General features: G+C 52.7%; 10 protein-coding genes. 7 read left to right on the forward strand and 3 right to left on the reverse strand.

Annotated features, from left to right (window positions below):
* Nucleotides 1-52: 52 nt before the first annotated feature.
* The 7 genes from FKG94_RS21250 (at nucleotide 53) to FKG94_RS21280 (ending at nucleotide 10035) form a co-directional block, all read left to right on the forward strand.
* The gene (locus tag FKG94_RS21250; protein WP_142928961.1) at nucleotides 53-2743 is read left to right on the forward strand and encodes a TonB-dependent receptor; all 2691 of its coding nucleotides are present in this window, start codon (nucleotides 53-55) and stop codon (nucleotides 2741-2743) included.
* 75 nt (nucleotides 2744-2818) lie between these two features.
* A complete protein-coding gene (locus FKG94_RS21255; protein ID WP_142928962.1) occupies nucleotides 2819-3571 on the forward strand; it encodes an SDR family NAD(P)-dependent oxidoreductase in 753 nt (250 codons plus the stop codon).
* A 46-nt stretch (nucleotides 3572-3617) separates the two neighbouring features.
* Nucleotides 3618-4547 carry a 2-dehydro-3-deoxygalactonokinase gene (locus tag FKG94_RS21260; RefSeq protein ID WP_179957748.1) on the forward strand — a complete coding sequence of 310 codons (930 nt, stop codon included), beginning with the start codon at nucleotides 3618-3620 and terminating at the stop codon, nucleotides 4545-4547.
* Entirely contained in the window at nucleotides 4544-6070 is a 1527-nt protein-coding gene (locus FKG94_RS28785) for a 2-dehydro-3-deoxy-6-phosphogalactonate aldolase (protein ID WP_179957749.1), read from the forward strand. The genes FKG94_RS21260 and FKG94_RS28785 overlap by 4 nt, the downstream gene beginning before the upstream one ends.
* Nucleotides 6067-7827: a sodium:solute symporter family transporter gene (locus FKG94_RS21270; RefSeq protein WP_142928964.1), complete on the forward strand. Its 1761-nt coding sequence runs from the start codon at nucleotides 6067-6069 to the stop codon at nucleotides 7825-7827. Before FKG94_RS28785 ends, FKG94_RS21270 begins: the two co-directional genes overlap by 4 nt.
* A 68-nt stretch (nucleotides 7828-7895) precedes the next feature.
* Nucleotides 7896-8840, forward strand: a complete 945-nt coding sequence (locus FKG94_RS21275) for a glycoside hydrolase family 88 protein (protein WP_142928965.1) — start codon at nucleotides 7896-7898, stop codon at nucleotides 8838-8840.
* Nucleotides 8830-10035 carry a mandelate racemase/muconate lactonizing enzyme family protein gene (locus tag FKG94_RS21280; protein WP_142928966.1) on the forward strand — a complete coding sequence of 402 codons (1206 nt, stop codon included), beginning with the start codon at nucleotides 8830-8832 and terminating at the stop codon, nucleotides 10033-10035. Before FKG94_RS21275 ends, FKG94_RS21280 begins: the two co-directional genes overlap by 11 nt.
* A gap of 23 nt (nucleotides 10036-10058) precedes the next feature.
* Here FKG94_RS21280 and narI read toward each other — a convergent pair whose 3' ends face one another.
* The 3 genes from narI to narH form a co-directional block, all read right to left on the reverse strand.
* Complete coding sequence (narI, locus tag FKG94_RS21285; RefSeq protein ID WP_142928967.1) at nucleotides 10059-10742, reverse strand: respiratory nitrate reductase subunit gamma; 684 nt, start codon at nucleotides 10740-10742, stop codon at nucleotides 10059-10061.
* Entirely contained in the window at nucleotides 10739-11365 is a 627-nt protein-coding gene (gene narJ, locus FKG94_RS21290; protein ID WP_179957750.1) for a nitrate reductase molybdenum cofactor assembly chaperone, read from the reverse strand. The genes narI and narJ overlap by 4 nt, the downstream gene beginning before the upstream one ends.
* A 90-nt stretch (nucleotides 11366-11455) precedes the next feature.
* A complete protein-coding gene (narH, locus tag FKG94_RS21295) occupies nucleotides 11456-12979 on the reverse strand; it encodes a nitrate reductase subunit beta (protein WP_246125300.1) in 1524 nt (507 codons plus the stop codon).
* Nucleotides 12980-12996 lie beyond the last annotated feature (17 nt).

Below are 12996 nucleotides of genomic sequence, written 5' to 3' on the forward strand. Positions count from 1 at the left end.
GTGGATAGCAACGGCCAAACTACTATAAAAAAGACTGACTGGAGAGAGCCCAATGAGTACTAGGTTTCATAAAACATTACTATCCGCCAGCATCTGTTCTGCTGTGGCACTGGCTTCCGGTGTCACTTTTGCCCAGAACAATGAAGTAAAAGAAGACATGGTACTGGAGGAGATCGTTGTCAGTGGTATTCGCAGCTCACGGCAGGCGGGGCTTTCAAATAAGCGCAACAGCGCACAATTTGTGGATTCTATTGTCTCAGACGATATCGGCAAACTACCGGATGCCAATGTGGCGGAATCATTGGGTCGAATATCCGGTGTACAGATAGATCGCGGAATTGGCGAGGGCAGTGACATTTCTATCCGCGGGCAACGGCAAAATGTAATTCTCTATAACGGCCGCCAGATTTTTGATGCAACGGGGCGCGGCGGCAATGGCCTTGACCAGTTAAACACATCGAGCTATGGGCTTCTCACCCTGGTTCCCTCTGAAATTATTTCCTCCCTTGAAGTGAGTAAACTGGCCGCCGCCAGCGATATCGAAGGTGGCTTGGGCGGCATTGTTAATATCACTACCCGAAAACCTCTCGACACACCGGGTATGCAATTTGTTGGAAGTGTGGCAGGCACCTATGAGGACCTAGCCGATGAAAATGGCCACGAGCTTTTCGCAATGTTCTCCAACACATTTGCGGATGATACGATAGGTGTTTTACTCACTGCGACCAGTTCCTCGAGAGAACTGGCAGAACATGGATTGAATACTTTTTCCGGTTATGGCGTGATTGCAGATAACTCTTCACCCTTATCAGACGCCGATGGTAGTCCGGTCTCAGACGACCCCAATGGCGACGGCGTTTCAGGGCTTTTTCACCTTGACCCCCGCCTGCAACAAATTGCTGAAGAGCGGGAACGTGGTGGGTTTAGTGCTGTTCTGCAGTGGCAGCCCAACGACGATATGGAAGTAGTCTTTGATACCTTCTATTCCCAGCTTGAATCGGATCGGGATCGCCATTGGATAGGGTACTTTGCCGGTTTTGGCCCACATACTGATGTGGTATTTGACAGTAACGAGATTTTGCAGTCAGGTATTGTTACCCGACCTATTCAGACTAACGTTGAATTTGCAGAGGTGGAAGCGGAGATTTTATCATCGGCACTACGTTTTGATTGGCTGGTCACCGACAACCTGACGGTATCATCTGAAGTGTCGGTAACCAACTCTGAATCCAGCTATGATCAGCTTTTCTTCCGTTTGCAGTCCCGCACAGCTACCGACATTACCTACGACTTTAGCCGCGGGGATTTCGGTAACTTTAGCTTTCCCGCAGACCTTACAGATCCGGGCCAGCTCAATCTCGCTATTCTTTTCGATCAGCAGTTTACAGCCGAAACCGACGAGGTGGCATTGAGAAGTGATGTGGAGTGGATGCTGGATGCCGGCGCATTCACATCGTTTGAGTTCGGCTTCAGGTATCAGGAGCTGGAAACAGAAAACGGGCAGATCAGCGTCGATATTCGTCCTAACTTAGCTGCCGACACTGCAGGTTTTGACACTTTCATCACGCTTTTTTCGAACAGTGACTTTTTAAAAGGAGACCTCTCGCAACTGCCTCGGACCTATCTTTCGGCAAGTCGCGCATTTACAGGCTGTGAATCACTTGCTGCTTTTTACACCCCGGAACAACAAGCTCTGTGTGATGAGAAACTCAATCCAACCGGGCCGGGCTCACTACTTAACAGCTATTCTATAGAGGAAGAGTTTACGTCTTTGTACGCCAAGGCCAATTTCGAAAGCAGTATTGGTGATATGGCCGTGTCGGGAAATATCGGTGTTCGCTATTTAGAACGCGACATGACCTCTACCGGCAATCAGCTTGTTGATAGCCCGGCTGGCGGCCTGGTGGTCTCGCCAAATGTATTTGATCGTACCGACGATGAATTCCTGCCTTCGGCGGTGGTTAAAGTAGATGTCAATGACCAGCTAGTGGTAAGGCTTGGTGCCGCGAGAGTCATTGCGTTCCCGAATACCGAGGACCTCAATAACGGCCTGCAGTTGTTTGGGGACTTTCGCGGAGTGGGCGGGAACCCGGACCTGGATCCATTTGATGCAATACAATTGGACGCCTCGGTGGAATACTACTTCGACGAAGGGGCCATTATCTCTTTGGGTGTTTTCGACAAGGACGTTGATACCTTTATCTTTCAGTCCACTCAACAGGAAGACATTGCAGGCTTTCCCCAGCCATTCACGATAGCGAAGAAAGTCAATGGTGACAGCGCCGATGTGAAAGGCCTGGAGCTACTCTATGAACAGCAGTTTACAGCCCTGCCGCAGCCCTTTGACGGACTTGGTATAGTGGCCACTTACTCGTACATTGATAGTGAGACGCCTCTCGAAGATAACAATGGCCGCAAGCTGACACTGCCCGGTTTGTCTGAAAACAATGTGAACCTTATCGTATACTATGAAACGGACACCTTTGGCGTTCGCCTGGCGTACAACTGGAGAGACGAATACCTGCAAGGTGTCGGACCGGCCAATACGGGTATCTTCTTCAATAATTACGCCGATTTATCGGCAACAGTCAACTGGGATATCAACGATCGATACTCCCTGAATTTTGAAGCTCTCAATCTGCTTGACAGCCAGCTGGAAACCTATAACGCCGTTGAAGATGCATTGCGTACCAATGCCGAGTATGGCTCAATCTATAAGTTAACCTTTACAGCACGCTTATAGATGCTCTGATTATCAGGACAAGACTGTTCAAGGCAAGGACCGCCGGGTAAAGTGATCTCTGATATAGGAAAAGCTATGACCTCGACAACCGAATCAGGGCGTCTCCAAGGCGTCGTCGCCGTAGTCACCGGCGCTGCCGGCGGCATTGGCAGCGCGATCTGTGCCCGCTTTCGGGACGAGGGGGCGAGAGTTTCAGCCTGGGACAGGGTCGAACCTGTTGGCGGGGATCAGAACCTTACTTGTGACTTGGCCGATGATGAAACAGTCGGCCTTGCGGCGGCAAAGACAATAAAGACCCTGGGAAACCCCGGTATTGTTTTGCATGCCGCGGCGATCAGCGAACATGCAACAACGCTTGATTCAAGTCCCGGTGCCTTCCAGCATACCTATGATGTGAATGTTGTCGGCGCATTGCGTCTGGTGCAGGCCTTCGCACCCGCAATGCAGGAAAAGCACCAAGGCACCTTTCTATTTATATCTTCGATTAACGGTGCTATGGGTGCTCCGGGGCTGGCAGCTTACGCCAGCACCAAAGGCGCGCTTGATGCCTTTACCCGGACGCTGGCACTGGAACTGGCCGACGATGGTATTCGCGTGAATGCCATAGCACCGGCATCCATAGATACACCATTACTACAGTCTTCCTTCGATCAAAGATCTTCACCGGTTGCCGCGCGCGCAGCCAATATCAAGCGTCATCCTCTCAACCGATTGGGGACCCCTGCGGATGTGGCTAGTCTCGCCCTATTCCTGGCTTCCAATGAGGCAGGATGGATTACGGGTTCTATTTATCCCCTTGACGGAGGGGCGCACATAGCACGACGTTAGATGAATCCCCCCAAACTCGAACAGTAACAGGTAACCGGAAAATATCGTGGCGAAACAGTTTTTTATCGGTATAAATTGGGGGAGCAGCAATTTACGGGCCTATTTACTGGATGAGCAGGGTACCTTGTGTGACTCAACGTCGTCACCTAAAGGGGTCACAAAGCTGGACTACGACAGTATGACCGATACCTTTCTTGAAGTGGTGAATAACTGGCCGTACACCGACAGCGTTTATCTCTCGGGTATGATCGGGTCACCGATGGGCTGGACAGATATTCCTTACAAAGCCTGTCCGGTGGGGCTCAATGAACTAATGAATGCATTGAGCCCTGTTGAGATTGGCGGGCGTTGTGCCGTTATAGTCCCGGGGGTGCGTTGTAGTACGGCTTACGGAGACCCTGAAATCATGCGCGGTGAAGAACTGGAGATTATCGGCATGCTGGCAGTAGCGCCACAGCTCGCCAAAAGTGGGAAAATCGCCGCACTACCGGGCACCCATAGCAAATGGGTGCAGTTGTCGGAGGGCAGGATTGTAGAGTTTTTCACATCCATGGGCTCAGAAGTTTTTGACCGCCTGGCTGAAAAAGGACTATTGAATTCGGTGATGACGGGTGAGGCACATGTCAGCGAGCCTTTTACAAAGGGGGTGCGACGAGGCGCCAGCGGGGCTACCGGTCTCGGACGTTTACTTTTTGGCGTAAGGGCACAGGCGATTGATGGCCGGTTATCTGGCGACGATGCAGCATCCTATGCCCGCGGGCTGTTGATCGGAGCCGAAATTGCAGATGCGAATTCAATTTACTCGATCACGTCGTACCAAGGGTCTATACCCCTGGTGGGCAACGCACCTCTCTGCAAATTGTACGCCGCTGCTCTTGAGCTCTTCGATGTCAGTTCGCACATACTCGACGCCGATAAGATCGCCGGCGCAGGGTATACGGCGCTGCACCGGCAGGCTCTGGTGTGTCGGCAATGAGCAGTGAGCAGAGGAGCGGGGTCGACAGGGCTTTTGCCAAATGTCCAATCGTCGCTATCCTGCGTGGTGTGACGCCTGAGGAGGTTATCGGCATTGGTGATGCGCTATACCGTGCCGGGATTCGCATAGTTGAAATTCCGCTCAATTCACCTCGCCCACTGGAGAGCATCGGCGCGCTGTCTTCACACTTCAATGACCGGATGATAGTGGGCGCCGGAACCGTACTCACAAGCAAGCAAGTCGAAGAGGTGGCCAATGCCGGCGGCCAAGTCTGTGTTTCCCCAAATACCGACGTGAACGTAATTACAAGTGTGATCGCCCATGGCATGGTCCCTATGCCGGGAGTGGGCACGGCTACTGAAGCTTTTGCCGCAGTTTCTGCAGGCGCGCAGTATTTGAAGTTGTTTCCGGCGGGTGCCATTGGTGCAAGTTGGATAAAGGCAGTGCGTGTAGTTCTCCCGGCAGAAGCAAAAGTGCTGGCTGTAGGTGGCGTATCGGCCGCCAATGTCGGCGAGTTTTTCCACGCCGGTTGTCAGGGTCTGGGGGCGGGAACAGAGTTATTTGTACCCGGACGGGCGTCGGGCAAAGTGTATGAAAGCGCCAGGGTGCTTGTAACAGCCGTTAACTCTGTGATGCATCCAGGAGATGCTCGACCAGGTGGTTGTGAAATAAAGCAGTGCGCGGTGACACAGTCAGTGATAGGTGAAAGCCCTTTGTGGAGGCCTGTCTCCAAAGAAGTGGCCTGGGTCGATCCTGTGACAAGCACCCTGTTTCTCTATAACCGGGAGAGCCGCACCGTGCTGGCGAAAAACACCGATAGACCGGTTTCTTCGATCATGGAGAGCGCCGATAACAGGCTTTTTGGTGTTAGCACTGATGTTTTGGTAGAGATCTTTCCGCAAGCGGGCACGTCCAAAACAGTGGCAAAGGTACCTCTAGGCTTTGCCGACTGTCGGTTAAATGATGCGGCGATGGACCCCAAGGGTAGAGTCTGGTGCGGCTCCATGAGCAATGCCCTGTTTGCCGGACAAGGGGAGTTGTTCCGTATCGATCCGGATGGTGAAGTTCACAAACTTAAAGATGGGCTTGGCGTGACTAACGGTTTGGGTTGGAGCCCCGATTTCAAGCAGTTTTATCTGGTGGATACGCTACATCGCACGCTGATTGCCTTCGATTGTGATATTGAGTTGGGGACTATTACAAAGCCACGAGTGGTTACCGATTTTATGGGCGTCCCCGGAAAACCCGACGGGCTGTGTGTTGCCCCCGACGGCGCCATTTGGGTAGCCATGTGGGGCGGCAGTCGCCTTGTTCGGGTGGCACCCCGGGGCGTAATCACACGGGAAGTCATACTGCCAACACCCAATGTCAGCAGTTGCTGCTTTGCTGGCGATAGCAACTCTATCTATGTGTCGACCTCGCGGTTCCGTTTAAGCAACGCAGCGCTCGAAGCATCGCCCTGGTCCGGCTCTTTGCTGGTTATCGACCTTAGTCGGGAACAGCGCGAGAGCGGGGCATCATGACAGCTCTCGATTATGTGGTTCTCGCAGCTTACCTTACGGGCACGCTTTCTGTTGGCCTCTACTTCGCCCGCCGCAACAAAACCACGACCGATATGTTTACTGCCGGCGGCGGTTCCCCGTGGTGGGTGACGGGCCTCAGTAGTTTTATGACAATGTTTTCCGCGGGCACCTTTGTAATCTGGGGCAGTATCGCCTACACCCATGGAATAGTGGCCGTAGCGATCAATATGACCTATGGCATTGCCGCATTGGCGGCGGGATTTCTGGTCGCGGGCAAATGGAATGCTCTCGGTGTAAGGACACCGGCAGAGTATGTCGAGTTGCGATTTGGTCGCTCGGCCCTGCAACTCTACACCTGGACGCTGATCGTGTTTCGTATCGTGACGACGGCAGTGGCGCTCTACGCACTGGCAGTGATCGTCGCCGCTATAATGCCTTTAGCTGAAAGCAGCCCGTTTCGCGACGCCACGACAGGTAATATCTCGATCGTCGCATTGATTATCGTATTTGGTCTGGTGGCTGTCTTTTATACCCTGGTGGGTGGGTTGTGGGCAGTATTGATGACTGATGTGCTCCAGTTTATCATTTTGAATTTGTCTGTGTTATTTATCATTGTTCTGACCTTTCTCAAGATCGATGACTTTGGCGGCCTGCTTGCCTCCGCTCCGGACGGCTTTTTCGATCTGGTCTCCGGCGGTTACACCTACTTCTTTCTGGTTGGATGGTGTCTCTCACAATTCTTTATGATTGGCGCTGAATGGGCATTTGTTCAGCGCTCCCTGAGCGTTAGTTCTCCGGTCGATGCCCGTAAGGCAAACTACTTATTCGGCGCGCTTTACCTGGTTAGCCCCGTTCTGTGGCTGGCACCGCCATTGATGTTCAGGCTCACTCATCCCGGGGTCGACCCGGAGCAGGCTTACATATTAGCGGGACAATGGGTATTGCCGGCCGGTGCGGTCGGCCTGATGGTGGCGGCTATGTTCTCAGCAACCGCCAGTATGATCAGTTCCCAACTCAACGTGTTTGCCAGTGTGTTGACCAATGATGTCTACCGGGAATTTTTTAACCCTTCGGCAAAAGAGCGCACTCTGGTTGTTGCGGGTCGGACATTCACCGGATTGCTTGGGCTTATCCTTGTCGTGCTGGCCATTGCCGTTCCACAACTGGGCGGAGCAGAACGAGTGATTATCTCGCTTTCCAGCTTGGTTGCCGGGCCACTGATGGCGCCTTCTATTTGGGGCCTGCTGGGGCGACGTATAGATGGCAGGGCCGTATGGGCGACCGCACTTATTTGTTTGGGTCTGGGTGTAGTCGTTAAGTTTGGCCTGGGATATCTCAATGCCGTGACGGGTTTTCTTTGGCTGGATGATGTTCACAGTTGGGTTAGCAATAATCCCCAGACTGCGGATATGTTGTTGGGAGTTGTATTGCCAATAATTATCCTGTCGACCGCACACAGTGTTAGTGCCGGAGTTGCCCCCGGATGGGAAAGGATCGGAAGCTGTGCCGAAAGCGTTTTACCTACCCGGCAAAAGAGCCTGAAACCCATCGACACGACACCGGCCCTTGTCGTCGCCATTGCCCTGTTAATCTGTGGCAGCACACTATTACTGTTGATTCCTTTCAATCAGAGTGCCGCACTGCCGTTGGGGATCTTGGGCGCTATAGTCATTGGCATTGGTTTCACTACTCACTTTTTCATCAGACGATCTGCCGGTGAATTTCACAGCCGGTTATCTGGTCAAAGAAACCTGTGAACAGGCCTCCCGCTCCCGCAGCGACCAAAGAATCAAGGCAGCGGATAATCCGCATCGCTGAAGCAACCATGCAATGGCCGTTCAGGCTGTGGAGCTTCGGTGAGGCTATCGCCATGGATGGGCTGTTGCAGGCCGCCTCAACAGTGGGTCGCAGCACCTATCAGGCCTACGTACACGCTTTACTTTTAGCCACAGTTGCTCGAAACATCGGCCGCAATGACAACGATCACCTGGTACCGGCAAGGGCCCTGCTCTGCCTTTATCACCGCCTCGGGGATCAGAGGTTTCTGGATGCCGCGGGAAAAGTGGTGGCATTTCATGAGCACCTTCCAACGACGAAATACGGCGCCCTGTTAGTGCGCGCGCAGCAGCCGGGCTGGGCTCACCAAATATGGGTCGACTCTATGGATATTGTAGGCCCTCTCTACGTTGCCTATGCCAAAGCCACCGGCGAAGATCAATGGCACGAGCGTGCAGTCATGCTAACCCTTGCCTACGCTCGGCACCTGCAGACTGAATCCGGGCTGTTCCTACACGGTTTCGACAACCACGCCGGCCCAAACGGCGGACTGTGGGCGCGGGGACAAGGATGGGCCCTGGCAGGCATGGGAGATGTCCTTGAGAATTCACCTGCATCTACCCGCGGCTACAGTGAACTCCATGAGCGATATCTCAGGCTGGTAGAAGCTGTTGTCACACGCCAACAGCCAAGCGGGTTGTGGAACACTGTCATCGGCGATACGGATACCTATGAGGAGACCACACTCGCCGCCATGTTCGTCACAGAAATGACTTCCCGCCGGGTCGGGGGCGCACCAGTTCGAACTGCGACTGAGAATGCCAGACTGGCGGTGAGGTCTCATGTGACATCCGACGGTCACCTGGAGCTTGTGAGTAGTGCTACCCCCATCGGACAGCACTCGACCTATGCCACCCGCCCATTTGGCTTTTACCCATGGGGACAAGGGGCGCTACTGAATATGGAATGCAGGAGCAGTGACAATGAAGGTTAACTCAGTTGAAACATTCGCGATTGAAGCTAAACCTATAGATAATAAAGGTTACTGGGGGGCTCGCGCCTGGGGCCAGGGCGCACCAACGCGACACCTCTCCGCGGAATACCCCCCCAAAATCCGCCGCACATTTTTGTACTCACCAAATATTGAAACCGTTATTATCCGTATCACAACAGATGAAGGCCTTGTAGGCTGGGGGGAGGCAAAAGCGCCTGTTGCAGCGCGTGTTACCAAAGCGCTGATCGACCAGCTCCTGGCGCCGGTGGTTATCGGTCAAAACCCGTGTGAAACTGTTCGGCTTTGGGAGACCCTGTACGCCGGTATGCGCGTGCGCGGGCATCAATCCGGTTTCTGGCTAGAGGCGATATCGGGAATCGATATCGCCCTGTGGGATATCGCCGGGCAATTTGCCGGGTGGCCGATCCATATCGGGCTTGGCGGGGCATTTAGAAAGCCGGTGCGTGTGTATGCCTCCGGTATTCCGACCCTTCCGGGCAACGCCACAGCCGAGGCTTTTGACGATTTAGCAAACCAAGCGCTTGAGGTAAAAGACAAAGGATTCACCGCACTCAAGATGGCTCTCGGGCGTGATATTCCCGGTGACGTTCAATCAGCGGAGGTAGTGCGCCAGGCTGTCGGACCCGAATTCGACCTCTACGCAGATGCGGCAGGTTCCTACGATGCAGCCCAGGCTATTACCATCGGCAAGGATCTGGAACGTCTTAATTTCGGATTTTTCGAAATGCCCATCCCGCCCGAGAACAAAGACGGCTACGCACGACTTGCAGCTCGGCTCGATATTCCATTGGCTCTGGATTCACTGATGACAAGATTTGAGACTTTGGATTTTCTCAGGCGCGGCGGCCTCCATCTGGTCCAGCCGGATGTGTGCCGGGCAGGTGGAATAACCGAATGCAGACGCATTGCCGAACTCGCAGATGCATTTGGTGTCGCCTATGCTCCGCATTGCAGTATTGGTTCGGCGGTACATTTCGCGGCGTCGGTACATCTCGGCGCCGCTATGCCCAACACGATGACTTGTGAATACTGGATTGGGAACAACCCCCTTGGCAATCGCACCTTGAATAAGCCGCTGGATCTGGAGAATGGCCGCCTCAATGTACCTGGAGGAACCGGCTTAGGCTTAGAAATCAACGCCGAGGCCCTGCTCTCTGCCGCTGTAAAATGCTAACAAACCAGCCCAACAAGCACGCTTCAACCCCGGCTGCGCACGATCTGATAACCCCTGCGGGATAAATACTTAAAGGGTACACTAAATACATGCACCAACCGGGTAAACGGAAATACCAGGAAAATAGTGAGTCCTAAAAACAAATGTACCTTAAATACCCAGGCTTGGTGCGCCACAAAATCGGCAGCACCGGAACGAAAGGTGACAATGTATTGGGCCCAATTGGCCAGTGCCACCATCGAGCTGCCATCCAAATGCTGGGCGGAATAAGGGATAGTTAATAGGCCTAAAATTAGCTGAACATAAAGAATCAGCAAAATCAAAACATCAGAACGCTTGCTGGTGGCGCGTATACGGGGGTCAAACAGGCGACGCTTCAGTAAGATAGTCAACCCGACAAAACAGATAAGACCAAATATTCCCCCTGCAACCATGGCTACCACTTGCTTGGTTCCCGCAGACATAAAGACATGATAGACGGCTTCAGGTGTCAACAAGCCAACCAGATGGCCAAAGAATAATAAGATGATGCCTATATGAAACAAATTGCTCCCTACCCGCATACCTCTCGAGCGCAGCAACTGACTCGAATCGGCTTTCCAGGTGTACTGATCCCGGTCGTAGCGGATTAAACTGCCGACAAAAAATACGGTTAATGCCAGATAAGGGTAGATGCCGAATAGGAACTGATTGATAAACTCGCTCATTGCACACCTCCGACTATTTTAACCGTTTGCTCGCGCCTCTCCGTTGGCAACATTTCCTCAGCGACAGACCGGCAGCCGGCACAATCAGCTTGTTGGGGATCACCATCAAACGCCGCTGCCTCTTCCCATTCCTTGTCCAGTGCGGCCAAACTGGTATCTTCGGCCTGAACAAAGCTGATCGCGGCATCAATAATTTTCTGATCCACCTTGGTCTTGGCCAACGCTTGCAGGCAGTCAAAAACAATATGGTAGTGATTATCCCGCTGCTCGAGCCTGGTGCCTATTGAAACGAGAATATGACTGATCTCACTTAACAACGCTTGCGCCTGGTGATAATCACAAAGCGAGCAGTACTCCAAAAAGAGAGGCAGATAATCAGGTAATTCAGCCTGGTTAATCGTCAATCCTTTAGCGGCATACATTTCGCTGAGGTCTACCATTGCCTGCCCGCGCTCCCGCGAGTCACCGTGGACATGTTCGAACAAATGTAAACAGTGGCCTCGACCCCGGTCAAAGGTGTCTACATAGTGTTCTTGCAGATCATAAATATCCCGCTCGGCATTTTCAGCCAGCCACTGCCGGATACGCTTTAACGGCTTTTTAGCCAACAACCCCTCGCGCACCAGCAAGTCACCCAACGCCGGCCAACAGCCCACTGTCTCGGGTACCGGGTAGGTAAGGAGTAAACCGAGTATTTTAAATGTCTTCATACATCACCTTTTCTTCGGTTGACCACTCATGGTATTGACAAATTTGACCGGTTCGAACAAACCCGTTTTCGTATTGCCACCCGAACAGCCGTTACCAAAACTGAACCCGCAGGAAGAGCGACTTTCAAAAGCAATATCATTGTCAAACGGTGTTTCACCGGCGTATTCCCGGTGGTTAGTGGGAATGACGTAGCGGTCTTCGTAATTCGCGATCGCCATAATCTGATACATATCGTCCAGTGTGGCTTCATCCAACCCGACGCAATCCAATACTTCCAGATCCACAACGCCCTCAACTGTCTTACCACGCATAAAGGCACGCATGGCCAACATTCTCTCCAGGGCGTGCACAACAGGTTCCTCTTGACCTGCAGTGAGCATATTGGCCAGATATTTAACAGGAATTCGCAAGTGGTGCACGTCCGGTATGACACCCTTCTTAGCAATCGCACCCACTTCGACAGCACCTTGAATCGGTGACAACGGCGGGATGTACCAGACCATAGGCAAGGTTCGATACTCCGGGTGTAAGGGAAAGGCCACCTTCCAGTCCATCGCCATTTTATAAACAGGCGAGCGCTGGGCGGCTTCCAGCCAGCTGTCCGGGATGCCATCCTGCTTGGCCCGGGCAATAACCTGAGGGTCGTTGGGATCGAGGAAAATATCCAGCTGTGCTCGATATAAATCCTCTTCCTCAACACTCGCAGCAGCGGCAATTTTATCAGCGTCGTAGAGTAAAACACCCAGGTAGCGAATACGGCCCACACAGGTTTCCGAACAAACCGTGGGGTCACCGGCCTCGATACGCGGGTAACAGAAAGTACATTTTTCCGACTTTCCCGACTCCCAATTAAAATAGATTTTTTTGTAGGGACAGCCGCTGACACACATACGCCAACCGCGGCATTTATCCTGGTCAATCAGCACTATGCCATCTTCTTCACGCTTATAGATAGCCCCACTGGGGCATGAGGCCACGCATGTCGGGTTTAGACAGTGTTCACACAAGCGTGGCAAATACATCATAAATGTGTTTTCAAATTTTCCGTATATGTCTTTTTCGACTTCCTTAAAGTTATAATCGCGACTGCGTTTTGCAAATTCGCCGCCAAGGATTTCCTCCCAATTCGGGCCCGTTTTCGGCTTTTCCACCCGCTCCCCGGTAATGGCTGAATGCGCCCGCGCGGTGGGAGGCGTTTTGACTTCCGGTGCCTTTTGCAAACGCTCGTAGTCATACGTTAACGGTTCATAGTAATCGTCGATTTCCGGCAGATCAGGGTTGGCGAACAGCTTGGCCAGCACCTTTAACTTTCCACCAATTCTCGGCTTTAGTCTGCCGTCTTTATCACGTTCCCAGCCGCCATTCCACCTTGTCTGGTTCTCCCACTCGTTGGGGTAGCCGATACCGGGTTTTGACTCCACATTATTAAACCAGGCGTATTCCAGACCACTGCGGGAAGTCCACACGTTTTTACAGGTCACCGAACAAGTGTGGCAGCCGATACATTTATCCAGATTGAGCACCATGCCGATTTGCGCGCGTA

Origin of the sequence: Exilibacterium tricleocarpae, from assembly GCF_007004655.1 — a bacterium.
In the GTDB taxonomy this organism is placed as follows: Bacteria; Pseudomonadota; Gammaproteobacteria; order Pseudomonadales; family Cellvibrionaceae; genus Exilibacterium; species Exilibacterium tricleocarpae.

Bases quoted from the DNA above. Each gene is read 5' to 3' on its own strand.
- FKG94_RS21250 (WP_142928961.1), top strand. From the start codon at position 53: ATGAGTACTAGGTTTCATAAAACATTACTATCCGCCAGCATCTGTTCT.
- FKG94_RS21255 (WP_142928962.1), top strand. From the start codon at position 2,819: ATGACCTCGACAACCGAATCAGGGCGTCTCCAAGGCGTCGTCGCCGTA.
- FKG94_RS28785 (WP_179957749.1), top strand. From the start codon at position 4,544: ATGAGCAGTGAGCAGAGGAGCGGGGTCGACAGGGCTTTTGCCAAATGT.
- FKG94_RS21270 (WP_142928964.1), top strand. From the start codon at position 6,067: ATGACAGCTCTCGATTATGTGGTTCTCGCAGCTTACCTTACGGGCACG.
- FKG94_RS21275 (WP_142928965.1), top strand. From the start codon at position 7,896: ATGCAATGGCCGTTCAGGCTGTGGAGCTTCGGTGAGGCTATCGCCATG.
- FKG94_RS21280 (WP_142928966.1), top strand. From the start codon at position 8,830: ATGAAGGTTAACTCAGTTGAAACATTCGCGATTGAAGCTAAACCTATA.
- narI (WP_142928967.1), bottom strand. From the start codon at position 10,742: ATGAGCGAGTTTATCAATCAGTTCCTATTCGGCATCTACCCTTATCTG.
- narH (WP_246125300.1), bottom strand. From the start codon at position 12,979: ATGGTGCTCAATCTGGATAAATGTATCGGCTGCCACACTTGTTCGGTG.